24 protein-coding genes and 1 tRNA gene are annotated in these 24028 nt (G+C 60.8%); 19 read left to right on the plus strand and 6 right to left on the minus strand.

What is annotated here, in order from left to right:
• Positions 1-76: 76 nt before the first annotated feature.
• The 5 genes from CKW11_RS13055 to CKW11_RS13075 all read left to right on the plus strand — a co-directional run bounded on the left by CKW11_RS13055 (position 77) and on the right by CKW11_RS13075 (position 3876).
• Entirely contained in the window at positions 77-637 is a 561-nt protein-coding gene (locus CKW11_RS13055; RefSeq protein ID WP_027611137.1) for a YbhB/YbcL family Raf kinase inhibitor-like protein, read from the plus strand.
• 88 nt (positions 638-725) lie between these two features.
• Positions 726-2411 carry a VWA domain-containing protein gene (locus CKW11_RS13060; protein ID WP_095137846.1) on the plus strand — a complete coding sequence of 562 codons (1686 nt, stop codon included), beginning with the start codon at positions 726-728 and terminating at the stop codon, positions 2409-2411.
• A 29-nt stretch (positions 2412-2440) separates the two neighbouring features.
• Entirely contained in the window at positions 2441-3022 is a 582-nt protein-coding gene (locus tag CKW11_RS13065) for an RNA polymerase sigma factor (RefSeq protein WP_256582077.1), read from the plus strand.
• Positions 3019-3588, plus strand: a complete 570-nt coding sequence (locus CKW11_RS13070; RefSeq protein ID WP_095137848.1) for a hypothetical protein — start codon at positions 3019-3021, stop codon at positions 3586-3588. The genes CKW11_RS13065 and CKW11_RS13070 overlap by 4 nt, the downstream gene beginning before the upstream one ends.
• A 57-nt stretch (positions 3589-3645) precedes the next feature.
• Positions 3646-3876: a hypothetical protein gene (locus tag CKW11_RS13075; RefSeq protein WP_371917873.1), complete on the plus strand. Its 231-nt coding sequence runs from the start codon at positions 3646-3648 to the stop codon at positions 3874-3876.
• Between the two features lie 76 nt (positions 3877-3952).
• Here CKW11_RS13075 and CKW11_RS13080 read toward each other — a convergent pair.
• Positions 3953-4029: transfer RNA gene (locus CKW11_RS13080), tRNA-Arg, on the minus strand.
• A gap of 443 nt (positions 4030-4472) precedes the next feature.
• On the opposite strand from CKW11_RS13080, the gene gabD reads away from it, so the two are divergent.
• The 3 genes from gabD (at position 4473) to CKW11_RS13095 (ending at position 8722) form a co-directional block, all read left to right on the plus strand.
• Positions 4473-5915: an NADP-dependent succinate-semialdehyde dehydrogenase gene (gabD, locus tag CKW11_RS13085; RefSeq protein WP_095137849.1), complete on the plus strand. Its 1443-nt coding sequence runs from the start codon at positions 4473-4475 to the stop codon at positions 5913-5915.
• A gap of 186 nt (positions 5916-6101) precedes the next feature.
• Positions 6102-7379, plus strand: coding sequence for a 4-aminobutyrate--2-oxoglutarate transaminase (gabT, locus tag CKW11_RS13090; RefSeq protein WP_003220503.1), 1278 nt, complete (start codon positions 6102-6104; stop codon positions 7377-7379).
• A gap of 131 nt (positions 7380-7510) precedes the next feature.
• Positions 7511-8722 (plus strand): response regulator, encoded by a 1212-nt coding sequence (locus CKW11_RS13095; protein ID WP_095137850.1) that lies wholly within the window; start codon positions 7511-7513, stop codon positions 8720-8722.
• 138 nt (positions 8723-8860) lie between these two features.
• On the opposite strand, the gene CKW11_RS13100 is transcribed toward CKW11_RS13095, so the two are convergent.
• Positions 8861-9850, minus strand: coding sequence for a sensor domain-containing diguanylate cyclase (locus CKW11_RS13100; RefSeq protein WP_095137851.1), 990 nt, complete (start codon positions 9848-9850; stop codon positions 8861-8863).
• A 247-nt stretch (positions 9851-10097) separates the two neighbouring features.
• Complete coding sequence (desA, locus tag CKW11_RS13105; RefSeq protein WP_095137852.1) at positions 10098-11282, minus strand: delta-9 fatty acid desaturase DesA; 1185 nt, start codon at positions 11280-11282, stop codon at positions 10098-10100.
• Positions 11283-11428: 146 nt separating this feature from the next.
• Between desA and dibA the strand changes: the two genes are divergently transcribed.
• From dibA to CKW11_RS13135, 6 genes are all read left to right on the plus strand, one after another.
• Positions 11429-13348 (plus strand): phosphodiesterase DibA, encoded by a 1920-nt coding sequence (gene dibA / locus CKW11_RS13110; RefSeq protein ID WP_095137853.1) that lies wholly within the window; start codon positions 11429-11431, stop codon positions 13346-13348.
• Positions 13349-13639: 291 nt separating this feature from the next.
• Positions 13640-13822: a sulfur starvation response protein OscA gene (gene oscA, locus CKW11_RS13115; RefSeq protein WP_095137854.1), complete on the plus strand. Its 183-nt coding sequence runs from the start codon at positions 13640-13642 to the stop codon at positions 13820-13822.
• Positions 13823-13957: 135 nt separating this feature from the next.
• Entirely contained in the window at positions 13958-14971 is a 1014-nt protein-coding gene (locus CKW11_RS13120; RefSeq protein WP_095137855.1) for a sulfate ABC transporter substrate-binding protein, read from the plus strand.
• Between the two features lie 173 nt (positions 14972-15144).
• Complete coding sequence (gene cysT, locus CKW11_RS13125) at positions 15145-15963, plus strand: sulfate ABC transporter permease subunit CysT (RefSeq protein ID WP_027611147.1); 819 nt, start codon at positions 15145-15147, stop codon at positions 15961-15963.
• Positions 15964-15975: 12 nt separating this feature from the next.
• On the plus strand, positions 15976-16848 hold the full coding sequence (cysW, locus tag CKW11_RS13130; RefSeq protein WP_003220512.1) for a sulfate ABC transporter permease subunit CysW: 873 nt from the start codon (positions 15976-15978) through the stop codon (positions 16846-16848).
• Positions 16849-16851: 3 nt separating this feature from the next.
• Positions 16852-17841 (plus strand): sulfate/molybdate ABC transporter ATP-binding protein, encoded by a 990-nt coding sequence (locus CKW11_RS13135; RefSeq protein WP_041071059.1) that lies wholly within the window; start codon positions 16852-16854, stop codon positions 17839-17841.
• A 95-nt stretch (positions 17842-17936) separates the two neighbouring features.
• Here CKW11_RS13135 and CKW11_RS13140 read toward each other — a convergent pair whose 3' ends face one another.
• On the minus strand, positions 17937-18461 hold the full coding sequence (locus CKW11_RS13140; RefSeq protein ID WP_095137856.1) for a DUF962 domain-containing protein: 525 nt from the start codon (positions 18459-18461) through the stop codon (positions 17937-17939).
• A gap of 82 nt (positions 18462-18543) precedes the next feature.
• Here CKW11_RS13140 and CKW11_RS13145 point away from each other — a divergent pair, with 82 nt between their 5' ends.
• Positions 18544-19221 carry a Crp/Fnr family transcriptional regulator gene (locus CKW11_RS13145; RefSeq protein ID WP_095137857.1) on the plus strand — a complete coding sequence of 226 codons (678 nt, stop codon included), beginning with the start codon at positions 18544-18546 and terminating at the stop codon, positions 19219-19221.
• 124 nt (positions 19222-19345) lie between these two features.
• On the opposite strand, the gene uraH is transcribed toward CKW11_RS13145, so the two are convergent.
• Positions 19346-19756, minus strand: a complete 411-nt coding sequence (uraH, locus tag CKW11_RS13150; protein ID WP_095137858.1) for a hydroxyisourate hydrolase — start codon at positions 19754-19756, stop codon at positions 19346-19348.
• Positions 19757-19767: 11 nt separating this feature from the next.
• Positions 19768-20253: a heme-binding protein gene (locus CKW11_RS13155; protein WP_095137859.1), complete on the minus strand. Its 486-nt coding sequence runs from the start codon at positions 20251-20253 to the stop codon at positions 19768-19770.
• 136 nt (positions 20254-20389) lie between these two features.
• Here CKW11_RS13155 and CKW11_RS13160 point away from each other — a divergent pair, with 136 nt between their 5' ends.
• From CKW11_RS13160 to CKW11_RS13175, 4 genes are all read left to right on the plus strand, one after another.
• A complete protein-coding gene (locus CKW11_RS13160; protein WP_095137860.1) occupies positions 20390-21070 on the plus strand; it encodes a heavy metal response regulator transcription factor in 681 nt (226 codons plus the stop codon).
• Positions 21060-22448, plus strand: coding sequence for a heavy metal sensor histidine kinase (locus tag CKW11_RS13165; protein ID WP_095137861.1), 1389 nt, complete (start codon positions 21060-21062; stop codon positions 22446-22448). Before CKW11_RS13160 ends, CKW11_RS13165 begins: the two co-directional genes overlap by 11 nt.
• Before the next feature lie 113 nt (positions 22449-22561).
• A complete protein-coding gene (locus CKW11_RS13170; protein WP_095137862.1) occupies positions 22562-22810 on the plus strand; it encodes a helix-turn-helix domain-containing protein in 249 nt (82 codons plus the stop codon).
• Positions 22803-24026, plus strand: a complete 1224-nt coding sequence (locus CKW11_RS13175) for a type II toxin-antitoxin system HipA family toxin (protein WP_095137863.1) — start codon at positions 22803-22805, stop codon at positions 24024-24026. The genes CKW11_RS13170 and CKW11_RS13175 overlap by 8 nt, the downstream gene beginning before the upstream one ends.
• Positions 24027-24028 lie beyond the last annotated feature (2 nt).

The following is a 24028-nucleotide window of genomic DNA, read 5'->3' on the forward strand; positions in this document are numbered from 1 at the left end:
GCCACTGCCAAGGTACGAACGGTACAGCTATAGTTTGCAGGCCGACGAAGGCCCAACCGCACAAGGTGCTCCCGGAATGACCCGATTGACCTCTCTCAACCCTTGGCTGGCGGCCGTCGCCGTCGCCCTTTGCGTGCAGTTTCCGGCGCAGGCGGCCGAGCGCTTTACCCTCGACATCCCCGGTGTCTCGGACAATCGCCTGTTCACCTCGGCCGCCGCGAGCGATGCGGCCGGTTGCGGTGGCAAGAACCAGTCCCCGGCACTGGCCTGGAACGCGGGGCCTGCCGGCACTCTGAGCTACGCGATCGTCATGCACGACCCGGACGGCCAGAAAGGTGCTGGCGTCGATCACTGGATTCACTACGGCATCAAGGCCACTACCCGGCAGATCCCTGCTGGCGTCGGCGCCAAATCCAGTCTTGAGGGTGTGGGCGGCACCAACAGCAAAGGCACCACCCATTACATCGGGCCATGCCCGCCGGTTGGCGACAGCGCGCACCACTACATCATTCAGATCTACGCTCTGGATCTGGCCCCGGACGCCTTGCCCGCCGGCCTGACCCGCGCCGAACTGATGGACAAAATCAAAGGCCACGTACTGCGTAACAGCAGCGTGGTGCGGCGTTATCACCGCTGAAAATATTTTCAGCGGCGCTTAACCCGATCTGAAGGGGCTGCCCGTCTCAGTGGATGAATGGATCACTTTCATCCCGAGGTCAGACCCCATGTCCCGCTCCCTGCCTTTTCTGCGACCCGTTGCCGTCGGTGTGTTGTTGACCGTCGCCGGTTGCGGCGTGTCTTCCAATCCCGAATCGGCTGCCGTTCCGGCGCCGGCCCAGCCACAGGCGTCGATTCAGCATGAGGCGCTCGTTACCGACAGTGCGCTGGCCAAGCGCAGTGCGCGTCCGGCGCCGATTGCCAGTTTCGCGGCGATGCCGGCTTCGGAAAGTTATCCACAAGGCTATCGCGACGAGCAGCGCGAGCAATATCAGGCGCTGGCCGACAATTCTATTCACAGCGTGGCCGAGGCTCCGGTCTCGACCTTCAGCGCCGACGTCGATACCGGCGCCTACGCCAATGTCCGGCGTTTGCTCAATCAGGGACGTCTTCCGCCGGAAGGCGCGGTGCGGCTGGAAGAGTTGGTCAATTATTTTCCCTATAACTATGCGCTGCCGACCGATGGTTCGCCCTTCGGCGTTACCACCGAACTGGCCGCCACCCCGTGGAATCCGCACACCCGCCTGCTGCGCATCGGCATCAAGGCCTCTGACCGGGCTGTGGCGGAGCTGGCCCCGGCGAATCTGGTGTTTCTGGTGGATGTGTCCGGCTCGATGGATCGCCGCGAAGGGCTGCCGCTGGTCAAAAGCACATTGAAACTGCTGGTCGATCAGTTGCGCGAACAGGATCGGGTGTCGCTGGTGGTGTATGCCGGCGAATCCCGCGTGGTGCTGGAGCCGACTTCCGGACGTGAGAAAGCGAAAATTCGCACAGCTATCGAGCAATTGACCGCAGGCGGTTCAACTGCTGGCGCGTCGGGCATCGAGTTGGCCTATCAAATGGCGCAGCAAGCGTTCATCCCCAAAGGCATCAACCGTATCCTGTTGGCCACCGACGGTGACTTCAACGTCGGCATCAGCGACTTCGATAGCCTCAAGCAAATGGCTGTGGATAAACGCAAAACAGGGATTTCCCTGACCACCCTGGGCTTTGGTGTGGATAACTACAATGAACACTTAATGGAACAACTGGCCGACGCCGGCGACGGCAACTACGCCTATATCGACAACCTGCGCGAGGCGCGCAAAGTGCTGGTGGATCAACTCGGTTCGACCCTGGCGGTGGTGGCGAAAAACGTCAAATTGCAGGTGGAATTCAACCCGGCGCAGGTCAGTGAATATCGCCTGCTCGGCTACGAAAACCGCGCTCTTAAGCGTGAGGATTTCAGCAACGACAAGGTTGATGCCGGGGAAGTCGGCGCAGGACACACGGTGACCGCGCTGTATGAAATTGTTCCGGCAGGTGAGCAGGGCTGGCTGGAACCGCTGCGCTACGGTAAATCGGAGAAGGTGGTTGCTGCGAAGGATGGAGAATTGGCGATGTTGCGCGTGCGTTATCAACAGCCTGAAGGTGGGAAAAGTCTGCTGATCGAGCGGCCGATTGCCAATCAGGTTGCACCAGCCAGCGAGGATCTGCGTTTCGCGGCGGCGGTGGCGGCGTTTTCCCAGCAGCTCAAGGACGCTCGCTACACTGGCGACTTCGGCCTGAAAGACACCGAAGCACTGGCCCGGGGCGCTCGTGGCGATGACCGTTTCGGTCTGCGCAATGAGTTCGTGCAACTGGTCGAACTGGCGCAGAGCCTGCGCAGCTCAACCGCATCGAATACGCTGCCCACTGAGCGACGGATTGAATAGTGAGTCGTCTGAAAGGCTTCATCAGTCAGCTGTTTGCTTCACCAGACAGCCCGGCCGCCGGCAGCGATGAAACGCTGCTGGCGCGTTATCGCGAGGGCGACGGCGCGGCGTTCGAGATTCTATACGCCCGTCATCGTCAGGGTTTGTATCGGTTTTTGCTCGGCTTGAGCGGCAAACCGGAACTGGCCGACGAAGTCTTTCAGGACACCTGGCTGAGCCTGATCCGCAGCGCCAGTCAGCCACAGGGCCGGGCGACGTTTCGTACATGGTTGTTCCAGATTGCCCGCAATCGGCTGATCGATCACTGGCGCAAACACGGCGTGTATCAGCCGCTGCACGACAGCTATGACGAACAGGCTCATGCAGTTGGCGACGACAGCAGCGATCCCGAACAACTGCTGAACCTCAGCCGCGACAGCCAGCGCCTGGAAAACGCACTGCAAACCCTGCCCGCCGACCAGCGCGAAGTGTTCCTGCTGCGCGCCCACGGCGACCTCGACCTGGCACAAATCGCCAGCCTCACCGAAACACCGCTGGAAACCGTCAAAAGCCGCCTGCGCTACGCCCAGCAAAAACTGCGTCGGCTGCTGGCCGAGGAGGTACTGACATGACTGACGCCCGCCAGACATCCGAAGAGCAACTGCTCAAGCATTATCGCGAGCAACACACCGGCGAACCTTCAGAACAGCTCGATGCACTGATTCTCGCCGCTGCCCGCCGCGCAACCCCGGCGCCCAAGCCAAGGCTTTGGCAACGCTGGCTGCAGGCCTGCCAGAAACCGCGTTGGCAGGTCGCCTTCGCCAGCCTGGTCGGTGTGGCACTGATGCTGTCGCTGGTGCAACGCGCCCCCGAACCGCAGCCGCAATTCGACTTCGCCCCGGCGGCCAAACCCGCCGCACCAATGGCTCGCAAACAAGCCCCCGAAGCATTGTCAGCCCCCGCGCCGATGGCAGAAATGGCCGCGCCAATGCACAGCGAGGCGTTCAGCGCCGATGAAGCCAAAACCAGCAAACGCGCCGCCGCCCCGGCCAACGGCCTTGACGCACAACTGCGCGAAGTCTTGCGCCTGCGCGAATCCGGCCAACCAAAAGCGGCCGACACCCTGTTCAACAACCTGCACAAACGCTACCCGAACGCCGACCTCGACGCCCGACTGGAAAAAATCCAGAAGAACTGACCGCCCTGTTCGCCCAGCCATTTGGCATTGCCCCGCAAAAACGCGCACTATCGGGCCATAGCTGAATCGCTGGAGAACAAAGTGGCAGCAAAAATCGACCGCATCGCCCAACTCCTCAACTGCCCGCAGAAGGGCGAGGAGATGCGGCGCGCGATTACCGAGGCGCGCAAGGAGTTTCTGCTGAACCAGTCGGAAGAAGACGTCGTGGAAGAAGACGAGGTTTTTGAGGAGGTTGGGGAAGAAGAGGAAGACGACGATTACGACGAGTTTGACTGGACGACGGAGTGACCGCCGTCGCATGAAACACCGCGCCCACAAAAAAGCCCCGGACCATCACAGTCCGGGGCTTTCTCGTTTAAATCAGTGGTGCACCAGGCGGGATTCGAACCCACGACCCCTGCCTTCGGAGGGCAGTACTCTATCCAGCTGAGCTACTGGTGCAGCGGGCGACATCATACCTAGGTCGGCTCGGGGCGTCCATGCCGGGTTTTGGCGGGTTTTGTCAGTGCGCGTGTCGTTGTGAAACGCTGCATTCCTTAAAGCTGTAACGTCCTGCAAAACCCTCGCTTGGCGCTTTTTACCGGCTGATCTATGGTTTGGCTGCGGCCGGGGCTTTTTGCTCGTTGATCTGAAAAAACCAGCAAACACTGGGTTTTTGTTCTTTTTTTCGAACGACCTATTGTCCTTTACCCCCTTTGATCCTACGATCCGTTTGAGATTTCAAACGCTCTTTGACGGGGTGTTGGAGCGCTGGTGCTGTGAATAACGCACGATCACTGCGCCTCACCCGGTAGATGATTTCCCTGACGGCAGCCTTGCGAGGCGCCTTTCTACAATCATAATTTTGCTCCGCGCAGGCCGCGGTGCTGTTAAGGAAAGCCGACATGCAGCTTAAAGATACCCAGTTGTTCCGCCAGCAAGCCTTCATTGATGGCGCTTGGGTCGATGCGGACAACGGTCAGACGATCAAGGTCAACAACCCGGCCACCGGCGAAATCCTCGGCACCGTGCCGAAAATGGGCGCTGCCGAAACCCGCCGCGCCATCGAAGCCGCTGACAAAGCGCTGCCGGCCTGGCGTGCACTGACCGCCAAGGAGCGTGCAGGCAAGCTGCGTCGCTGGTTCGAGCTGATGATTGAGAACCAGGACGACCTCGCGCGTCTGATGACCCTCGAGCAGGGCAAGCCGCTGGCCGAAGCCAAGGGCGAAATCGTTTACGCCGCTTCGTTCATCGAGTGGTTCGCCGAAGAAGCCAAGCGCATCTACGGCGACGTGATCCCGGGCCACCAGCCGGACAAGCGCCTGATCGTGATCAAGCAGCCGATCGGTGTGACCGCAGCGATCACCCCGTGGAACTTCCCGGCGGCGATGATCACCCGTAAAGCCGGCCCTGCGCTGGCCGCCGGTTGCACCATGGTGCTCAAGCCGGCTTCGCAAACCCCATTCTCCGCCTTCGCACTGGCTGAACTGGCGCAGCGCGCCGGCATCCCTAAAGGTGTGTTCAGCGTGGTCTCCGGCAGCGCCGGCGACATCGGCAGCGAGCTGACCAGCAACCCGATCGTGCGCAAGCTGTCCTTCACCGGCTCGACCGAAATCGGCCGTCAGCTGATGTCGGAATGCGCCAAGGACATCAAGAAAGTCTCGTTGGAACTGGGCGGCAACGCGCCGTTCATCGTGTTCGACGACGCGGACCTGGATAAGGCCGTCGAAGGCGCGATCATTTCCAAATACCGCAACAATGGCCAGACCTGCGTCTGCGCCAACCGTCTGTACATTCAGGATTCGGTCTACGACGCGTTCGCCGAGAAGCTGAAAGTGGCGGTGGCCAAGCTGAAGATCGGCAACGGTCTGGAGGAAGGCACCACCACGGGTCCGCTGATCGACGAAAAAGCCGTGGCCAAGGTGCAAGAGCACATCGCTGACGCCGTGGCCAAAGGCGCCACCGTGCTGGCCGGTGGCAAGCCGATAGAAGGCAACTTCTTCGAGCCGACCATCCTGACCAACGTGCCGAAAGACGCGGCTGTGGCCAAGGAAGAAACCTTCGGCCCGCTGGCGCCGCTGTTCCGCTTCAAAGACGAAGCCGAAGTGATCGCCATGTCCAACGACACCGAGTTCGGTCTGGCTTCCTACTTCTACGCTCGTGACCTCGGTCGTGTGTTCCGTGTGGCGGAAGCCCTGGAATATGGCATGGTCGGCGTCAACACCGGGCTGATCTCCAACGAAGTCGCGCCGTTCGGCGGCATCAAGGCTTCGGGCCTGGGCCGTGAAGGCTCCAAGTACGGCATCGAGGATTACCTGGAAATCAAATACCTCTGCCTGGGCATCTAAGCCTCGGTAGAAGATCGCTGTAAACGCAAAGGGCACGAGAGCGCTGTCCCTTTGCGTCGTTTCAAACCGGAATTTTCTCTGCGGCCGGGAACGCCGTGGCAGTCGATCATCGCATGCTGCCACCGCCGATTTCTCCCGCTTAATCCTTGAACCACGCCGCCCGATGAGCGGTGAATGAGGACTGTAATGAGCAAGACTAACGCTGAACTGATGGCCCGTCGTACCGCAGCTGTTCCACGTGGTGTTGGCCAGATTCACCCGATCTTCGCTGAATCGGCGAAGAACGCTACCGTGACTGACGTTGAAGGTCGTGAATTCATCGACTTCGCCGGCGGTATCGCTGTGCTGAACACCGGCCACGTGCACCCGAAAATCATCGCCGCCGTGACCGAACAGCTGAACAAGCTGACCCACACCTGCTTCCAGGTACTGGCCTACGAGCCGTACGTTGAGCTGTGCGAAAAGATCAACGCCAAGGTGCCAGGTGATTTCGCCAAGAAAACCCTGCTGGTGACCACCGGTTCCGAAGCCGTGGAAAACGCCGTGAAAATCGCCCGTGCCGCCACTGGCCGTGCCGGCGTGATCGCCTTCACCGGTGCTTACCACGGTCGCACCATGATGACCCTGGGCCTGACCGGTAAGGTCGTGCCTTACTCGGCCGGCATGGGCCTGATGCCAGGCGGCATCTTCCGCGCGCTGTACCCGAACGAACTGCACGGTGTGAGCATCGACGACTCGATCGCTTCCATCGAACGCATCTTCAAGAACGACGCCGAGCCGAAAGACATTGCCGCGATCATCATCGAGCCGGTGCAGGGTGAAGGTGGTTTCTACGTCGCGCCGAAAGAATTCATGAAGCGTCTGCGTGCCCTGTGCGACCAGCACGGCATCCTGCTGATCGCTGACGAAGTGCAGACCGGCGCTGGCCGTACTGGCACTTTCTTCGCCATGGAACAGATGGGCGTTGCTGCCGACCTGACCACTTTTGCCAAATCCATCGCTGGCGGCTTCCCGCTGGCCGGTGTCTGCGGCAAGGCCGAATACATGGACGCCATCGCTCCAGGCGGCCTGGGCGGCACCTACGCCGGTAGCCCGATCGCTTGCGCTGCGGCGCTGGCCGTGATGGAAGTGTTCGAAGAAGAGCAACTGCTGGACCGCTGCAAGGCTGTCGGCGAGCGTCTGGTAACCGGCTTGAAGGCCATCCAGGCCAAGTATCCGGTGATCGGTGAAGTGCGTGCCTTGGGCGCGATGATCGCGGTCGAGCTGTTCGAAAACGGCGACAGCCACAAGCCGAACCCGACCGCCGTTGCGGCGGTGGTGGCCAAGGCTCGCGACAAGGGTCTGATCCTGCTGTCCTGCGGCACCTACGGCAACGTGCTGCGCGTCCTCGTACCGCTGACCTCGCCGGACGAGCAACTGGACAAAGGTCTGGCGATCATCGAAGAGTGCTTCTCGGAGCTGTAATTTCGGGCACTGTGTGATCGGATTGAGAAAAAACCCGCTTCGGCGGGTTTTTTTATGCCTCGGAAACCCTTTTGCGCTGTATCGAAAGGCCAGCATTGGCTAAGGTTCAGGCATTGCAAGGGAGAGCGCGCATGACCGCCGTTGATTTACCCGCCGTACCCCGAGTGCTGATTGCCGAGGCCGATCCATGGTCTCGTGACCTGCTCAAACAAGTGCTGCTCAATGTGCGCTGTGACGCGCGGCTGGATCTGTGTGCCGATGGCCAGCAAGCCCTGTCACTGCTCAGCGAAGTGCCCTATGACCTGGCCATTGTCGATTGGGAGTTGCCGGGCATCGATGGTTTGAGCGTGCTGCGCAGCGTGCGTCAGCGCAAACGTAATCCGCCGCTGCCGTTCATTCTGATGAGCAGTCGCGCTGACAGTGCCAGCGTGCGCGAAGCTCTGCCGCTGGCGCCGACGGCGTATCTGACCAAGCCCCTGAACATGGAAACCCTGACCGAGCGCCTTCAAGGATTACTGCTGGATGCCGGCGAAGAGGTGTTCTGCGAAGTGCCGACGCTGGCGCCGGGCATGACCTTGTCGGTGTTCCTTGAGCGGCGCCGCGAACAAGCCGATGGCGCGCCGTTGATGACCGATGTGCAAGTGGCGGTCAAACGCAGCCTCAACCCGAATGGCCTCGACCTGAAGCTGCTGGAAGAAGAGATCCGCACCGATCCGCAGATCACCGCCGTGCTGATCGCCGCCGCCAACAGCGCGGCGCAGCATCATGGTGTGGCGGTGCAGACCCTGGGGCAGGCGCTGCATCGCCTCGGCACTGGGCAGAGCATGAACCTGATTCTCGGCCTGGCGCTCAAACGCAGCGCCAGACTCAGTGACCCGTGCCTGGCGGACTACGCCGAGCGCTATTGGGGGCTGTCGCTGCACACCGCCGAATACGCCCGCACCCTGGCGCGCCTGCTCGATCTGGATCAGGAGCGCTGCTACTGCGCGGGCATGCTGCATCGTCTCGGTGACCTGGCGTTGCTGCGCTGTTTGCAGGAGTGGAAGCAGGCCGGTGGCGAGCTGGATGAGTGGGAGGAAATCGGTGATGCGCTGGCGGAGTTTGGTGCGGCCTACGGTTCGGCGTTGCGTACACGCTGGCGCTTGCCGCTGGAGCTGCGAGAGTTGATTGCGTCGGTCTATCAACTCGGTGGCGGGGTTTACTCCCGTGAAGCGTTGGTGATGAACATGGCGGCGCAAATGGCCCGCCTGACCGAGCATGAGGGTGTTGAGGAGCTGGCCAGGAGTCGTACGGCACGGCTGCTGAAGATCGGGCTGCCGGAATTGATGCGGATGCGTAAATAACCTGACTTTTCACAAAACCCTGTGGGAGCGGGCTTGCTCGCGAAGCGGTGTATCAGCCAACAGAAATGCTGAATGACTTACCGCCTTCGCGAGCAAGCCCGCTCCCACACTGGATATTTGGGTGGCTGAAATTCTGGATCAGGCAGAGATGATCCGGTTCTTGCCCTGACGCTTGGCCTCATACATTGCCGCATCCGCCCGGGCGAACAGGCTCTCGAGACTGTCGTCGCCATCCCTGAGGCTGGTCAGGCCCTGGCTGACGGTGATGCCGAACGTCTGACCCTCATGGTTGAAAATCAGGCGCTGAATCTCCTGCTGCAGTCGCTCGGCCACTTGCAGCGCCATGTCCGGTGCGCAACCGGGAAATACCGCGGCGAACTCCTCACCGCCAATGCGTCCGAACAGATCGCCCCGGCGTAACGACCCACGTCCGCATTCGGCGATCCGTTGCAGCACGTTGTCACCCTCCGGGTGGCCGTAGCTGTCGTTGATCAGCTTGAAGTCATCGATGTCCAGCAGCAGAAAGGCCAGTGGGGCACCTTGCAGGCGTGCTTCCTCGAATTCACGATGGGCGCATTCGAAGAAGTGTCGACGGTTGCTGCTCTGGGTCAGCACGTCGGTGGTCGCCAGGCGATGCAGTTCGGTTTCCATGCGCTTCTTGTCGGTGATGTCTTCGGCGATGCCGACAATGATCACCGGTTGTCCGGGTTCGTCCTGACGGTTGATGAAGCATTTGTCGCTGAGCCAGCGCACTTGACCGTCGGCGGCGATGATCCGGTATTCGCGGTCTTCCACAGCACCTTTGTGCAGCACTTCGGCAAGGCTGCGTTCGGCGTAATCCAGATCGTCAGGGTAGATGCTGTCGCGCCACTGGTTGTAGTCGGCCAGTAACAGGCCTGCGGAGCGGCCGAAAATTCGTTCGTAGGCAGGGCTGACATACAGCACCTGACGAGTTTCCCAATTGAACGCCCAGAGCACCGCGTTGACGCTCACCAGCAATGAACTGAACAGCTGTTCGCGCTCACTCAGCCGGGCAACTTCGCCTTGGGCGTGCATCAGCGCCATCAGGGTTTGCGCGGCCTCGGGCCACTGCGCAAGGGACGAGTCTTTTTGATTGTTGTTGACCATCGGCACATATCTCAAAGGGCGTGCCGCGATTTCGACAACGGCCACAGTACAGCCCGCCGGGGTGGCGAAGTGTCTTTGAGATAGGGCTTTCGATGCTAAGTTCCGCGCTTTTGTGGCGAGGGAGCTTGCTCCCGCCGGGCGGTAGGGATGACGCGTTTCAGCAATGAGAACGCGTCGTCAGATTTGCGGTAGCTGCGCTACCGATCGGGGATGAATCCCCTCGCAACAGGGGATTCGTTCATGGCGGTCAGGCTGCGGCGGGGCGCAGCGAGTAGGTTTTCAACTGGTCGGCAAATTCACGCAGGGACTGGATGCCGCTGGCCTCGGCTTCGTGCACCCATTCCTTGATGGCGGCGAGCATGTCGTGGCCATTGGCGCTGGTCTTGACCCAGATCTGCTGCAGGGCCAGACGTTTTTCGTAAATGACCTTCAGCGCCTGGCTGTGCTCGAGCATGTTCTGGATGCGCAAGTGATGACGGTCTTCCAGCAGGCTGGTTTCCCGCGACAACAGGCGTTTGGCCCGATGGAATTGATGGCGTACCGAATGATCGACCTTGTCCAGCTCCTGCTTGACCAGCGGGCCGATCACCAACTTGCGGTACTGGGCCATGATCTGGAAGCGGTTGTTGAGGATCGCCATGGCGGTGTCCATGTCCAGATGGCCCTTGCCTTCGACGCGGTGGGCGATCGGTGCTACACGCTGCACCTTGGCCAGCCTGAAGAAACTGAAGACCTTGATCCACGCCCAGCCGAGGTCGAATTCCCACTTCTTCACCGACAGCTTGGCCGAGTTGGGGTAAGTATGATGGTTGTTGTGCAGTTCTTCGCCGCCGATCAGGATGCCCCACGGCACCAGATTGGTCGCCGCGTCGCGGCATTCGAAGTTGCGGTAGCCGATGGCGTGACCCAAACCGTTGACCACGCCGGCAGCCCAGACCGGAATCCACATCATCTGGATCGCCCAGATGGTGATGCCGATGGTGCCGAACAGCAACAGGTCGATGACGCCCATGATCGCCACGCCCAGCAACGGGTAGCGGCTGTAGAGATTGCGCTCGATCCAGTCTTCCGGGCAGTTCTTGCCGTAGATGCGCAGGGTCTCCGGGTTCTCGGCTTCGGCGCGATACAGCTCGGCGCCTTTGCGCAGCACGGTGGACAGACCCTTGATGACCGGGCTGTGCGGGTCATCTTCGGTTTCGCATTTGGCGTGGTGTTTGCGGTGGATAGCGGTCCACTCGCGGGTGTTCTGCGCCGTGGTCAGCCACAGCCAGAAGCGGAAAAAGTGTTTCAGGCCGGCATTCAGCTCAAGCGAGCGATGGGCCGAGTAACGGTGCAGGTAGACCGTGACGGCGACAATTGTCACGTGGGTCATCAGCAGGGTGACCGCGACCAGAGACCAGGCCGACAAGCCAAGAAAACCTTCGTACCACATAGGCTATAGGGCCCTCGATAAAGATAAAAACAGCCGTTGCATTATCACCAAGCACACAGATAAAACCAGTCGCCCTTTCAGATAAGAGTCGCTGGATGTTTCTTCACCTATAATTCCAACCTTTTTGTAGGGACATGGACGGCCGAATGTCTGCCACTTATCGCGATGCCTTGCGTGCAGCGCTGCTTTACCTGTTGCTTGCTGTGGTCTGGTTGCAGGGCACTGGTTACTTATTGAACAGTTTCTTTGATGAGTCTGTCGATCTGCAGCGATGGCAACTGATCAACGGTTACGTCTGGGCTGCCGTCAGCGCTGGCCTGATTTTCCTGGCACGGGCCAGATTGTGCGAATTTCTCGGCATTGGAGCGCGGTTACGCGAGCGTCAGTCCGATCGTGAGCGCCTGCGTCAGGCAGCAGCCGTGTTCGATTGCACCCGCGAAGGGGTGCTGGTCACCAACCGTCAGGGCCTGATCGTGCACGTCAACCGTGCGTTCATGGAAATCACCGGCTATCAGTACGACGAAGTTCTCGGCCATCAGCCGAGCCTGTTCAAGTCCGGTCACCATCCGCCAGGTTTTTACCAGGCGATGTTCGCCACGCTGGAGAGCGAAGGCGAGTGGAGCGGGGAGATCTGGAACCGGCGCAAGAGCGGCGAGATTTATCCACAGTGGCAGACCATCCGCGTGATTCACGATGATCAAGGTCGGCTCAGTCACTACGTAGCGGTGTTTTCCGATATCAGTGCGATCAAGGACTCCGAACACGAACTCAAGCACCTTGCCCATCACGACCCGCTGACCGACTTGCCCAATCGCCTGTTGTTCAGCGACCGCGCCGAGCAGGCGCTGGCCTCGGCGCAGCTTCACAAGCGCGGCTGCGCCCTGCTGATGGTCGATCTGGATCACTTCAAGATGATCAACGACAGCCTCGGGCACAACGTCGGCGATCGCCTGCTCAAAGCGGTGGCGGCGCGCCTGCAGGACCTGTTCGGCCCCGGGATTACCCTGGCGCGGCTCGGTGGTGATGAATTCGCGGTGCTGGCGGAGAGTTGTCCACAACTGGTTCAGGCGGCGGCGCTCGCGCAACGCATTCTTGATGCGCTCAAGGAGCCGTTCGGCATCGAACAACATCAGCTGTTCATCAACGCCAGTATCGGTATCAGCCTGTTCCCCAGTGATGCGTTGAGCGCTGATCAATTGCTGCGCAACGCCGACGCCGCGCTGTTCAAGGCCAAGAGCAGTGGGCGCAATGGTTACGCGTTGTACACCGAAGAGCTGACCGCACATGCGCAGCAACGGGTCGAGATCGCCTTCGAACTGCGTCGCGCGCTGGAGCAACAGGAGCTGCGGGTCTATTACCAACCGGTTCACGATTTGCGCAGCAGTCGCCTGATCGGTGTCGAAGCGCTGGTGCGCTGGCAGCATCCGCAGCGCGGGCTGGTGTCGCCGGCGGAATTCATTCCGATTGCCGAACGCACCGGGCTGATCGCCGAAATCGACGCCTGGGTGATGCGCCAGGCGTGTTTGCAGATGTGCCAGTGGCAGCAGGCCGGGATTGAGTTGTCGTTTGTCGCGGTGAACGTGTCCTCGCGCTTGTTTGCCCGGCGTGAGCTGTATCAGCAGGTGGCGCAGGTGCTGCACGAGACCGGGCTGGATCCGGCGTATCTGGAACTGGAAGTCACCGAAAGCGCGGTGATGGATGATCCGGAAGTGGCGCTGGAGCAAATGCATCGTTTGCGGGAGTTGGGTATTCGCCTGGCCATCGATGACTTTGGCACCGGGTACTCGTCGTTGCTGCGGCTCAAGCGCCTGCCGGTACAAAAGCTCAAGATCGATCAGGGTTTTGTCGCCGGACTGCCGTGGGACGAGGATGACGCAGCCATCGTTCGAGTGATTGTCGCGTTGGCGCGGAGCATGGGCATGCAGGTGCATGCCGAGGGGATCGAACAGGCCGAGCAGGCGGCATTTCTGCTGGCGCAGGAATGTGATCTGGGCCAGGGCTACTGGTTTGGGCGGCCGGTGCCGGCGGGGGAGATTGATTGGGGCAATGCGCCTTTTATTGATTGAGCCCGATTCTGTGGCGAGGGAGCTTGCTCCCGCTGGACTGCGTTGCAGGCCCAAAAAAACGGCGAGTGCTTCGCACTCGAGCGGGAGCAAGCTCCCTCGCCACAGGGGTTGCGGTGTTCTTTTGTACCCGTGAATACCGCGCAAACCCTTGCTCCGCCACATAATGTTTTCCAGTTATATAAACATTCTTAAATAGTCTTTTTAAGAATATCTGCGCCTCTCTTATATTGCTCCCACGCCGAACGCAGTGCCGCCCACTGCCAGGCATATCCCATTCAAAGGAGCAGCACCATGAGCGCATCCCTTCGCAGCGTTGACGGTCAGGACGAAACCACCATCTTGCGTGAAATCCAGAGCGCCCTGCGCGATCTGCGTTTCGGCGCGGTGGAAATTACTGTGCACAACGCCCAGGTCGTGCAGATCGAACGCAAAGAGAAATTCCGTTTGCAGCAGCCGGGCAAACAACCGAACTAAAAGATCGCAGCCTGCGGCAGCTCCTACAGGGGGCTGTGCGTAGGAGCTGCCGAAGGCTGCGATCTTTGAACCGGCAACACGATTCCCGAAATACATAAGAAAAAGCCACCACCAAGAATTCCAGGAGCTTTCACCATGTCGTCGATTCGCCGTTACGCTTTGGCCGCGCTGGCCAGCGCTGTGTTTGCCGGTTCCGCGGTTGCCAAGGATTACGAACTGCTCAACGTGTCGTATGACCCGACGCGCGAGCTGTATCAGGACTACAACGCCGAATTCATCAAGTTCTGGCAGAAAGATCATGCCGGCGACACGGTGAAAATCCAGCAATCCCACGGCGGTTCGGGCAAGCAGGGCCGCGCGGTGATCGACGGTCTGCGCGCCGACGTCGTGACCCTGGCACTGGCCGGCGACATCGATGAAATCGCCAAGCTCGGCAAGACCCTGCCGGCCGACTGGCAGAAGCGTCTGCCGGACGCGAGCACCCCGTACACCTCGACCATCGTGTTCCTGGTGCGCAAGGGCAACCCGAAAGGCATCAAGGACTGGGGCGATCTGATCAAGAACGACGTCTCGGTAATCACCCCGAACCCGAAAACCTCTGGCGGTGCGCGCTGGAACTTCCTCGCCGCCTGGGCCTATGGCCTGAAAGCCAATGGCGGCAGCGAAGAAAAAGCCAAAGAGTACGTGCAGACCCTGTTCAAGCACGTTCCCGTGCTGGACACCGGCGCCCGTGGCTCGACCATCACCTTCGTCAACAACGGTCAGGGTGACGTTTTGCTGGCCTGGGAAAACGAAGCGTTCCTGGCGTTGAAAGAAGACGGCGGCGCCGACAAGTTCGACATCGTCGTGCCGTCGCTGTCGATTCTGGCCGAGCCACCGGTGGCGGTGGTCGACAAGAACGCCGAGAAGAAGGGCAACGAGCAGATCGCCGAGGCCTATCTCAAGCACCTGTACAGCCCGGCCGGTCAGGAGATCGCCGCGAAGAACTTCTACCGCCCGCGTGACAAGGACGTGGCGGCGAAGTACGCCCAGCAGTTCCCGAAACTGGAGCTGGTGACCATCGACAAGGACTTCGGCGGCTGGAAAACCGCGCAGCCGAAATTCTTCAACGATGGTGGCGTGTTCGACCAGATCTATCAGGCGCAGTAATCTGACTTCAGCCACACATCAAGCCTGAAGCCAGGCGCGGAAAATGTGGGAGCGAGCTTGCTCGCGAAAGCGGAGTGTCAGACGACGTAGAGTTGGCTGATACTCCCTCTTCGCGAGCAAGCTCGCTCCCACATTGGTGCGTTCAGCGGAATGCTTTTCAACCAAGGACTTTTATGTCGCGTCGTATCTCCCCCGTCATACCCGGCTTCGGGCTGACGCTGGGTTACACCTTGGTGTACCTCAGCCTGATTGTGCTTATCCCGCTGGCGGCGATGTTCGTCCACGCCGCCCAACTCACCTGGGATCAGTTCTGGACGATCATCACCGCGCCACGCGTGCTGGCAGCCTTGAAGCTGAGCTTCGGCACCGCGCTGTGTGCGGCGATCATCAACGGCATCATCGGTACGCTATTGGCCTGGGTGCTGGTGCGCTACACCTTCCCCGGGCGCAAGGTGATCGACGCGATGATCGACCTGCCGTTTGCCCTGCCGACGGCGGTGGCCGGTATCGCCCTGACCGCGCTGTACACCCCGACCGGTCTGGTCGGACAGTTCGCCGCCGACCTCGGTTTCAAGATCGCCTACACCCCGTTGGGCATCACCTTGGCGCTGACTTTCGTCACGCTGCCGTTCGTGGTGCGCACAGTGCAACCGGTGCTGGCTGACATTCCCCGTGAAGTCGAAGAAGCCGCCGCCTGCCTCGGCGCGAAACCGTTGCAGGTGTTCCGCCATATCCTGCTGCCAGCGCTGTTGCCTGCCTGGCTGACCGGTTTTGCCCTGGCGTTTGCCCGGGGTGTCGGCGAGTACGGTTCGGTGATTTTCATTGCCGGCAACATGCCGATGAAAACCGAGATCCTGCCGCTGCTGATCATGGTCAAGCTTGACCAGTACGATTACACCGGCGCCACTTCCATCGGCGTGCTGATGCTGGTGGTTTCCTTCGTCCTGTTGCTGCTGATCAACCTGTTGCAGCGGCGCATCGAAACCCCATAAGGAGGCGCGAACATGTCCCAATCGTCTATTGCGGCCGCGTCCTCGGCCAACGCTGCGCGGCGTGGCAGTGCTACGTCACGGCGCGTGCTGATCGGCCTCGGCTGGCTGATCTTTTTCCTGTTTCTGGTACTGCCGTTGTTCATCGTGGTCTCGCAGGGTCTGAAGAACGGCCTTGGCGCATTCTTCACGGCGATCTTCGAACCGGACGCCTTGTCGGCACTGAAACTCACGGTGATCGCCGTGCTGATTTCGGTGCCGCTGAACCTGGTGTTCGGCGTCAGCGCCGCGTGGTGCGTGAGCAAATATTCGTTCCGCGGCAAGAGCATGCTGGTGACGCTGATCGACCTGCCGTTTTCGGTGTCGCCGGTGATCGCAGGTCTGGTCTACGTGCTGATGTTCGGCGCTCAGGGCCTGTTCGGGCCGTGGCTGCAGGATCACGACATCCAGATCGTCTTCGCCCTGCCGGGCATCGTGCTGGCGACGATCTTCGTCACCGTGCCGTTCGTGGCGCGCGAGCTGATCCCGCTGATGCAGGAACAAGGCACGCAGGAAGAGGAAGCCGCGCGGCTGCTCGGCGCCAATGGCTGGCAGATGTTCTGGCATGTCACCGTCCCCAACATCAAATGGGGCCTGATCTATGGCGTGGTGCTGTGTACCGCGCGGGCCATGGGTGAGTTCGGTGCAGTGTCGGTGGTTTCCGGGCACATTCGCGGGGTGACCAACACCTTGCCGCTGCACGTCGAGATCCTCTACAACGAATACAACCACGTGGCCGCGTTCGCCGTGGCGAGCCTGTTGCTGATCCTGGCGCTCTTCATCCTGCTGCTCAAGCAGTGGAGCGAAAACCGTATCAACCGCCTGCGCGCCAGCGCCGCGGAGGAATAATTCATGTCGATCGAAGTGCGTAACGTCAGCAAGAATTTCAATGCGTTCAAGGCGCTGGACAACATTAGCCTGGACATCCAGAGCGGTGAACTGGTGGCGCTGCTTGGCCCGTCCGGTTGTGGCAAGACCACGCTGCTGCGGATCATCGCCGGCCTGGAAACCCCGGATCAGGGCAACATCGTGTTTCACGGGGAAGACGTCTCCGGCCACGACGTGCGTGATCGCAACGTCGGTTTCGTGTTCCAGCACTACGCGCTGTTCCGCCACATGACGGTGTTCGACAACGTCGCCTTCGGCCTGCGCATGAAACCGAAAAACCAGCGCCCGAGCGAAAGCCAGATCGCGACCAAGGTCCACGAACTGCTGAACATGGTGCAGCTGGACTGGTTGTCGGATCGCTATCCGGAGCAACTGTCCGGCGGCCAGCGTCAGCGCATCGCCCTGGCCCGCGCGCTGGCGGTGGAACCGAAAGTGCTGCTGCTCGACGAGCCGTTCGGCGCCCTCGACGCCAAGGTGCGTAAAGAGCTGCGCCGCTGGCTCGCACGCCTGCACGAAGACATCAACCTGACTTCGGTGTTCGTGACTCACGACCAGGAAGAAGCGATGGAAGTCGCCGACCGCATCGTGGTGATGAACAAGGGCGTGATCGAGCAGATCGGCTCACCGGGCGACGTCTACGAAAACCCGGCCAGCGATTTCGTCTATCACTTCCTCGGCGACTCCAACCGCTTGCTGCTCAGCGACGACAACCATGTGCTGTTCCGTCCGCACGAAGTGTCGTTGTCCAGACATGAGCTGGAAGATCACCACGCCGCGGAAGTGCGCGATATTCGCCCGTTGGGTGCGACCACGCGAGTGACGTTGAAGGTGGAAGGGCAGACCGATCTGATCGAGGCGGAAGTGGTGAAGGATCACGACAGCCTGATCGGACTGGCCAAGGGTGAAACCCTGTTCTTCAAGCCGAAGGTCTGGCAGAAAGTCGCCAGCCTTTAAGATCAAAAGCTTCGTCGGATCGCCGCCCGGAGCAAGCCCGCTCCCACATTTGGAACGCATTCCATTGTGGGAGCGGGCTTGCTCGCGAAAGCGCTCTACACAGCTGCGCGATTCGGATTGATCCGCACCCCCCCCGCTCGCGCCTCGATCTGCTCTTTCAACTCATGGCGCATGCCGAGCAGGAACGCCACTTCGGCCACCACAAACAGCGGCCCGACAATCAACCCGCTCACGTCATCGACAAACGCCGGTTTGCGCCCCTCGTAGTGGTGCCCGACAAACTGGATCACCCAGCCGATCACAAACATCGCCAGCCCGCTGCTCAGCCAGACCATGGTGCTCTGCTGCGCCAGCGCATGCCCGGCCCAGACCGACAGCCCCATCAACAGGCTCATCAGCACGCCCAGCTTCAGTTCCAGGCGCAGGTAGAACCACGCCGACGCCAGCGCCAGCAGCACCGCCGGAGAGATCCACAAGCCGCCCACTGACCATTCCGGTCGCGACAACAGCACCGCCACTGCCACCACAATCAGCGGAATGCCGATAAAGTGGCTGGCGATGTTGCGCGGGTCGCGGTGGTAGGCGGCATATTGACTGAGATGGTCGACGAGGCTTTTCATTGTTGTTCCTCCTGTAGGGTGAGAGCAGCATGCCCCGGGTTCGGCGTTCGCTCTGTCAGGCAGGCGACAATTGGGAGTGATCATGGATAAGCGTTCACGGCTGATGACCGGGCAATGGTTCAGTCATCTGCCAGCATCCTTTCAGGATAGTCTGCTGGCGGCGGCCCGGGAGCGACGGCTGACGGCGGGGCAGCGTTTATTCCAGCGCGGCGATGCGCCGTGCGGGTTGTACGCGGTGCTCGACGGCGCGATCCGGATCGGGGCGGTGAGCGAGCAGGGCAAGGAGGCGTTGCTGAGCCTGGTCGAGGCGCCGCACTGGTTCGGCGAAATCTGCCTGTTCGACGGACAGCCTCGCACTCACGATGCTTATGCGGTCGGGTCGTGCAGCCTGCTGAATATCCCGCAGGCCACGCTGCTGAAAATCCTCGACGAACAGCCGGTGTACTGGCGCCATCTTGCGTTGCTGATGAGCCACAAACTGCGCCTGACCTTTATCAATCTCGAACAATTGAGCCTGCTGCCGGCTCCGGCACGCCTGGCCCATCGCTTGCTGATGATCGCCGAGGGCTACGGTGAAATTGATGCGCCACGCCGGGTCCTGCAACTGCCGCAAGAGCAGTTGGCGTCGATGCTGTCGCTGTCACGGCAGACCACCAACCAGATCCTCAAGGATTTGCAGGGGCAGGGGATTATCGGGTTGGGATATGGCGAGATCGAGATTCTTGATGCCGAGCGATTGCGGGCCCTCGCCACGCTCTAAAACTTCACACCGATCCATTGTAGGAGTGAGCCTGCTCGCGATAGCGGTGTGTCAGCCGACACATCATGAACGGATATACCGCTATCGCGAGCAGGCTCACTCCTACAGGGTATTTGTGCGGTAGTCAGGAGCCGCGATAGGTCGAGAAACCATAAGGGCTGAGCAGCAACGGGATGTGGTAGTGCTGGTCAGTCTGCTTCACTTGGAAAATCACCGGAATCTCCGGGAAAAACGTCTCGCGCTGGTTCTTCTCGAAATACTCGCCGGTCTTGAACACCACCCGGTATTCGCCCGCTTCGAAAGGCTGTTTGGCCGGGAACAGTTCAGCGATGCGCCCCTGTTCGTTGGTGGTGCCCTGGGCCAGTGGCTGCCAGTTCTGGCCGACGTGTTTTTCCAGGGTCACGTTGACGCCCGGCGAGGGCAGGCCGTTTTCCAGGTTGAGCACGTGCACGCTCAGCGGGTTGCCGGCGGCCAGCGCCAGGCTGGAGAAGGCACTCAGGCCGAGTGCAGCGAAGGTCATGCGCAGGGTGGTCATGGTCAGTCTCCTTAGTGGGAACGGGTAATGGTCAGGCCGGCCTTTTCGGCGGCCTTGATGGCACAGTTTTCGTCCTGCTCGCCGCCGCCGGAACCGGCCACGCCCATGGCGCCGACCAGTTCATCAGCGGCGAACAACGGAATCCCGCCACCGAGCAACAGCAGCTCATCGAGGGTGTTGAGGTTGGCGGTCTCCGGATTACTACGGGCGCGCTCGGCGAACAGCCGGGTCGGGGTTTTCGTCGACAGCGCGGTGTAGGCCTTGCGCTGGCTGGCGACGGTGTTGTGCGGGCCGATGCCGTCGCCGCGCAGGGTCACCAGCGTGTTGCCGCCCCGGTCGAGCACCGATACCGTGGCGGTGCAATTGCTCAGCGCGGTGTCGGCCAGCAGGCGTGCGGTTTTCAGATCGAGGTCAGCGTGGCGCGGCAGTTCAGGGGCGGCGAAAACGCTGGCGCTGAGGCTGAGGGCGAGGCTGGCTGCAAGGTATTTGACGGTCATGAACAGGCTCCGAAAGCGAAGGACATCACCTTAGCCGCCGCTCTTCGTCAGAACCCCGTCAGTCGGATTACAAGTTTGTAATGGGCAACGTCGCCGAAGGCGCCTAGCCTGTGTGCCTGATCAATCGAGGTGTGCCATGCGTTTGCTGGTCGTAGAAGATGAAGCCAAAACCGCGAATTTCCTGGCCAAGGGCCTGGGCGAATCGGGATTTGCCGTGGACGTGGCGCTCAATGGCCTTGACGGGCGCTATTTCGTCGAGCAGCAGGAATACGACCTGATCATCCTCGACGTAATGCTGCCGGGCCTCAATGGCTGGCAACTGCTGCAACTGATCCGCCAGCGCGGCGCCACCCCGGTGCTGTTCCTCACCGCCAAGGACGCCATCGAAGACCGCGTGCGCGGCCTCGAACTGGGCGCCGATGATTACCTGCTCAAACCCTTCGCCTTCGCCGAATTGCTCGCGCGAGTGCGCACCCTGCTGCGCCGCGGGCCGCTGCGCGAGGCCGAGTCCTACAGCATCGCCGATCTGGAAATCGACGTGCTGCGGCGTCGGGTCAGTCGCGGCGGCCAGCGCATTGCCCTGACCAACAAGGAATTTGCCCTGCTGCAATTGCTCGCCAGTCGTCAGGGTGAAGTGTTGTCACGCACGCTGATCGCCTCGCAGGTGTGGAACCTGAATTTCGACAGCGATACCAACATGGTCGAAGTCGCGGTGCGCCGCCTGCGGGCGAAAGTCGATGACCCGTACATGCCGAAACTGATCCACACCGTGCGCGGGGTCGGCTATCAGCTGGAGGCGCCCGACGATGCGGTCTAGGTCGATCGCCTGGCGTCTGGCGCTGGCGTTCGCCGTGGTCTGCGCGTTGGTGCTGAGTGCGATTGGCGTGTTTCTCTACCGTTCGCTCGCCTCTGAGATCGCCTATCGGGATGATCTGGCGTTGCTTGGCCGCCTGGAGCAGGTGCGCGCCTTACTTGCCGACAGCGACAGCCTCGGCGCCTTGCAAGCGCGGCCACGGTTGTACCAGAACATGCTCGGTAACCTCGACAGCCTGTTGCTGGTGCGGCGTGCCGATGGCTCGAACGTGATCGCGATCAACCCGCGCCAGCGCGAGCTGCCGCCATTGAACGCGATCCCCCGCGAGCAGACGCCGCAGCGTCACGACGTGCTGACCTGGCAGGCGCCGGACGGCGCCGAGCTGGCGCTGTTGTCCGGTGACGCCCAAGGGCCGAACGGCGAGCCGCTGACGGTGGTTGCCGGCAAGGTGCTCACTGAGCGTGAGCAGATGCTCGGCAGTTATCGCTTGCGTCTCTATCTGGCGGTCGGGCTCGGCGCGTTGCTCGCGTTCGCGCTGGGACTGGTCCTGCTGCGCCGTGGTCTGCAACCGTTGCGCCAGTTAAGCGCGGCGGTGCGCGGCATTGATCTGCGCAGCCTCGACCAGCGTCTGCCCGCCGGCGGCACCCCCGCCGAACTGCTCGAACCGGTGCAGGCGCTCAACGGCATGCTCGCGCGGCTGGACGACAGCGTGCAGCGGCTGTCGCAGTTTTCTGCCGATCTGGCCCACGAGATCCGCACCCCGCTGCACACCTTGCTCGCCAGCAACGGCCAGGCGCTGAACCACCCGCGCAGCACGGCGGAGTATCAAGAGTTGTTGGCGTCGAACATGGAAGAATTCGAACGCCTCAAACGCATGGCCGAGAACCTGATGTTCCTCGCCCGCGCCGAGCAGGCGGAGCGCGCGCTCGACTTGCAAACCCTGGATCTGCACAGCGTCGGCAGCGAGCTGTGCGATTACTTCGAAGCCTTGGCCGATGACCGCCAGTTGCGCCTGGAAAACCAGTTGCACGGCGAACTGCTGGCCGACCAGCAACTGCTGCAACGCGCCCTGGGTAATCTGCTGGCCAACGCGGTGCGTCACGCCGATGAAGGCACGCTGATCAGCCTGCGCCGCCGCGATGAGCCGGGTGTGTGCTGGTTGCAGGTACACAACCACGGCCCGGCGATTGCGCCAGAACATCTGGGCAAACTGTTCGACCGCTTCTATCGCGTCGACCCTTCACGGGCGCAACCTGGGGATTCCGGTGGGCTGGGGCTGGCGATTGTGCAGTCGATCATGCAATTGCATGGTGGGCGGGTGGCGGTGAGCAGTGATGCGAGTGGCACAGTGTTCGAATTGGGGTTTGTCCTGAGCCAATGATGCGCCGTGCAAGTACTCTGAAACTCAGCTAGAGTGTGGCAATTAGTGCATCGCATGTGATGCATTTTTTTTATTTATCTTTAAATGCATCGTAAATAGTGCAGGTTTGCGCAATGGAACAGATCGGCGAACTGATCAGAAGCTTGCGCAAGGCGCGCAAACTCTCCCAGCAGGCACTGGCTCAACAATATGGCATGAGCCGCGCCACTATCTCAGGGATCGAAAACAATACGGTCTCCGAAATCGGACTGCGCAAGGTTGAGGCAATTCTTAATGGCTTCGGTTACGAGCTGGTTGCCGTTCCCCGCCAGTCCAATCGCCCAACTCTCGACACTCTGCAAAAAGTGAATTTCCATGACTGAAACGCCGGACAGGTTGCAAATCCGTGTGGGTGAACAGGTGGTCGGGACGCTGGGGCGCGGGCAAGTTCGCGACGACAGCGTGTTCAGTTACCGCGAAGACGCCAGCGCGGACAATGCGGTATCGCTGACAATGCCCACTCGCCTGGACAGCTATGGCTGGGAACATGGCATTCACCCCGTCTTCGAGATGAACTTGCCCGAAGGCGCGCTGCGTGAGGAGTTGATGCGACGCTTCAGTAAAGCAGTGCGTGGCTTCGATGATTTTGCTTTGTTGGCTATCGTCGGGCCTCATCAGCTCGGCCGTCTGGCAATTGCCAGCGCACCGGCGACTGATCAGCCTCCGGCAGCATCCCTCAGCGATCTGCTGGTACACGATGGTGCTCAGGGGCTGTTCGAAGATCTGTTACAGACCTACGGTCAGTATTCCGGAGTGTCAGGCGTGCAGCCCAAAGTGCTGGTGCGTGACAGCGCTGCCGCGATTGATCGCCTGACTCATCGGGGGGCGACTCATCTGGTCAAGGCCTTTCGTTCCGAAGAGTATCCGCAGCTGGCAACCAATGAATATTTCTGTATGCGGGCGGCGCAGCACTGCGGTCTCGAAGTGCCAAAATTCGAGCTCAGCGAGCGCGGCAAATTTCTGGTGATCGAGCGTTTTGACCTGAGCGATTCGGGGTACCTCGGTTTCGAAGATTTCTGTGTACTGAACGGGTGGCCGTCGAAGGCCAAATATGACGGTTCCTATGAAGGTGCCGCACGGCAGATCAAGGCATTCGTTTCGCCGCAGTTGCTGGGCTCTGCTCTGGAAGCGTTTTTCAAGATTGTCGCGTTGTCTGCGGGGCTGAAAAACGGTGACGCGCATCTGAAGAACTTCGGCGTGCTTTATGAAAATTGTGCAGAGCACTCATCCGTCAGGCTCGCGCCGGCTTACGACATCATCACGACTTCGGTTTATATCCGGAGCGACAGCATGGCGCTGCTGCTAGGCGGCTCGAAAGCCTGGCCCAAGTACAAGATGTTGGTGCGGTTCGGTCGTACGGCTTGCAACCTGACAGAGGCACGTTGCAGCGAATTACTGCAACAAGTGGCTCATGGCATGCAGATGGCGATGGAGGAAATGGCCGAATACAGTCGCAAGCATCCCGGGTTTGCCGAAGTGGGCGAGGTGATGATCGAACAGTGGACATCCGGGCTGCAACGCAGCTTGATCAAGGGCTGATG

It is taken from the genome of Pseudomonas sp. Irchel s3a10, from assembly GCF_900187525.1.
GTDB classification, from domain to species: Bacteria; Pseudomonadota; Gammaproteobacteria; order Pseudomonadales; family Pseudomonadaceae; genus Aquipseudomonas; species Aquipseudomonas koreensis_G.

Excerpts from the sequence above, each read along its gene's own strand:
- CKW11_RS13095 (WP_095137850.1), top strand. The coding sequence starts at position 7,511 with ATGACCGCCGTTGATTTACCCGCCGTACCCCGAGTGCTGATTGCCGAG.
- CKW11_RS13055 (WP_027611137.1), top strand. The coding sequence starts at position 77 with ATGACCCGATTGACCTCTCTCAACCCTTGGCTGGCGGCCGTCGCCGTC.
- CKW11_RS13060 (WP_095137846.1), top strand. The coding sequence starts at position 726 with ATGTCCCGCTCCCTGCCTTTTCTGCGACCCGTTGCCGTCGGTGTGTTG.
- gabD (WP_095137849.1), top strand. The coding sequence starts at position 4,473 with ATGCAGCTTAAAGATACCCAGTTGTTCCGCCAGCAAGCCTTCATTGAT.
- CKW11_RS13140 (WP_095137856.1), bottom strand. The coding sequence starts at position 18,461 with ATGAAAAGCCTCGTCGACCATCTCAGTCAATATGCCGCCTACCACCGC.
- CKW11_RS13170 (WP_095137862.1), top strand. The coding sequence starts at position 22,562 with ATGGAACAGATCGGCGAACTGATCAGAAGCTTGCGCAAGGCGCGCAAA.
- CKW11_RS13160 (WP_095137860.1), top strand. The coding sequence starts at position 20,390 with ATGCGTTTGCTGGTCGTAGAAGATGAAGCCAAAACCGCGAATTTCCTG.
- CKW11_RS13135 (WP_041071059.1), top strand. The coding sequence starts at position 16,852 with ATGTCGATCGAAGTGCGTAACGTCAGCAAGAATTTCAATGCGTTCAAG.
- dibA (WP_095137853.1), top strand. The coding sequence starts at position 11,429 with ATGTCTGCCACTTATCGCGATGCCTTGCGTGCAGCGCTGCTTTACCTG.
- cysT (WP_027611147.1), top strand. The coding sequence starts at position 15,145 with ATGTCGCGTCGTATCTCCCCCGTCATACCCGGCTTCGGGCTGACGCTG.
- CKW11_RS13145 (WP_095137857.1), top strand. The coding sequence starts at position 18,544 with ATGGATAAGCGTTCACGGCTGATGACCGGGCAATGGTTCAGTCATCTG.
- uraH (WP_095137858.1), bottom strand. The coding sequence starts at position 19,756 with ATGACCACCCTGCGCATGACCTTCGCTGCACTCGGCCTGAGTGCCTTC.
- CKW11_RS13165 (WP_095137861.1), top strand. The coding sequence starts at position 21,060 with ATGCGGTCTAGGTCGATCGCCTGGCGTCTGGCGCTGGCGTTCGCCGTG.
- CKW11_RS13120 (WP_095137855.1), top strand. The coding sequence starts at position 13,958 with ATGTCGTCGATTCGCCGTTACGCTTTGGCCGCGCTGGCCAGCGCTGTG.
- oscA (WP_095137854.1), top strand. The coding sequence starts at position 13,640 with ATGAGCGCATCCCTTCGCAGCGTTGACGGTCAGGACGAAACCACCATC.
- CKW11_RS13155 (WP_095137859.1), bottom strand. The coding sequence starts at position 20,253 with ATGACCGTCAAATACCTTGCAGCCAGCCTCGCCCTCAGCCTCAGCGCC.
- cysW (WP_003220512.1), top strand. The coding sequence starts at position 15,976 with ATGTCCCAATCGTCTATTGCGGCCGCGTCCTCGGCCAACGCTGCGCGG.
- CKW11_RS13070 (WP_095137848.1), top strand. The coding sequence starts at position 3,019 with ATGACTGACGCCCGCCAGACATCCGAAGAGCAACTGCTCAAGCATTAT.
- CKW11_RS13175 (WP_095137863.1), top strand. The coding sequence starts at position 22,803 with ATGACTGAAACGCCGGACAGGTTGCAAATCCGTGTGGGTGAACAGGTG.
- CKW11_RS13100 (WP_095137851.1), bottom strand. The coding sequence starts at position 9,850 with ATGGTCAACAACAATCAAAAAGACTCGTCCCTTGCGCAGTGGCCCGAG.
- desA (WP_095137852.1), bottom strand. The coding sequence starts at position 11,282 with ATGTGGTACGAAGGTTTTCTTGGCTTGTCGGCCTGGTCTCTGGTCGCG.
- gabT (WP_003220503.1), top strand. The coding sequence starts at position 6,102 with ATGAGCAAGACTAACGCTGAACTGATGGCCCGTCGTACCGCAGCTGTT.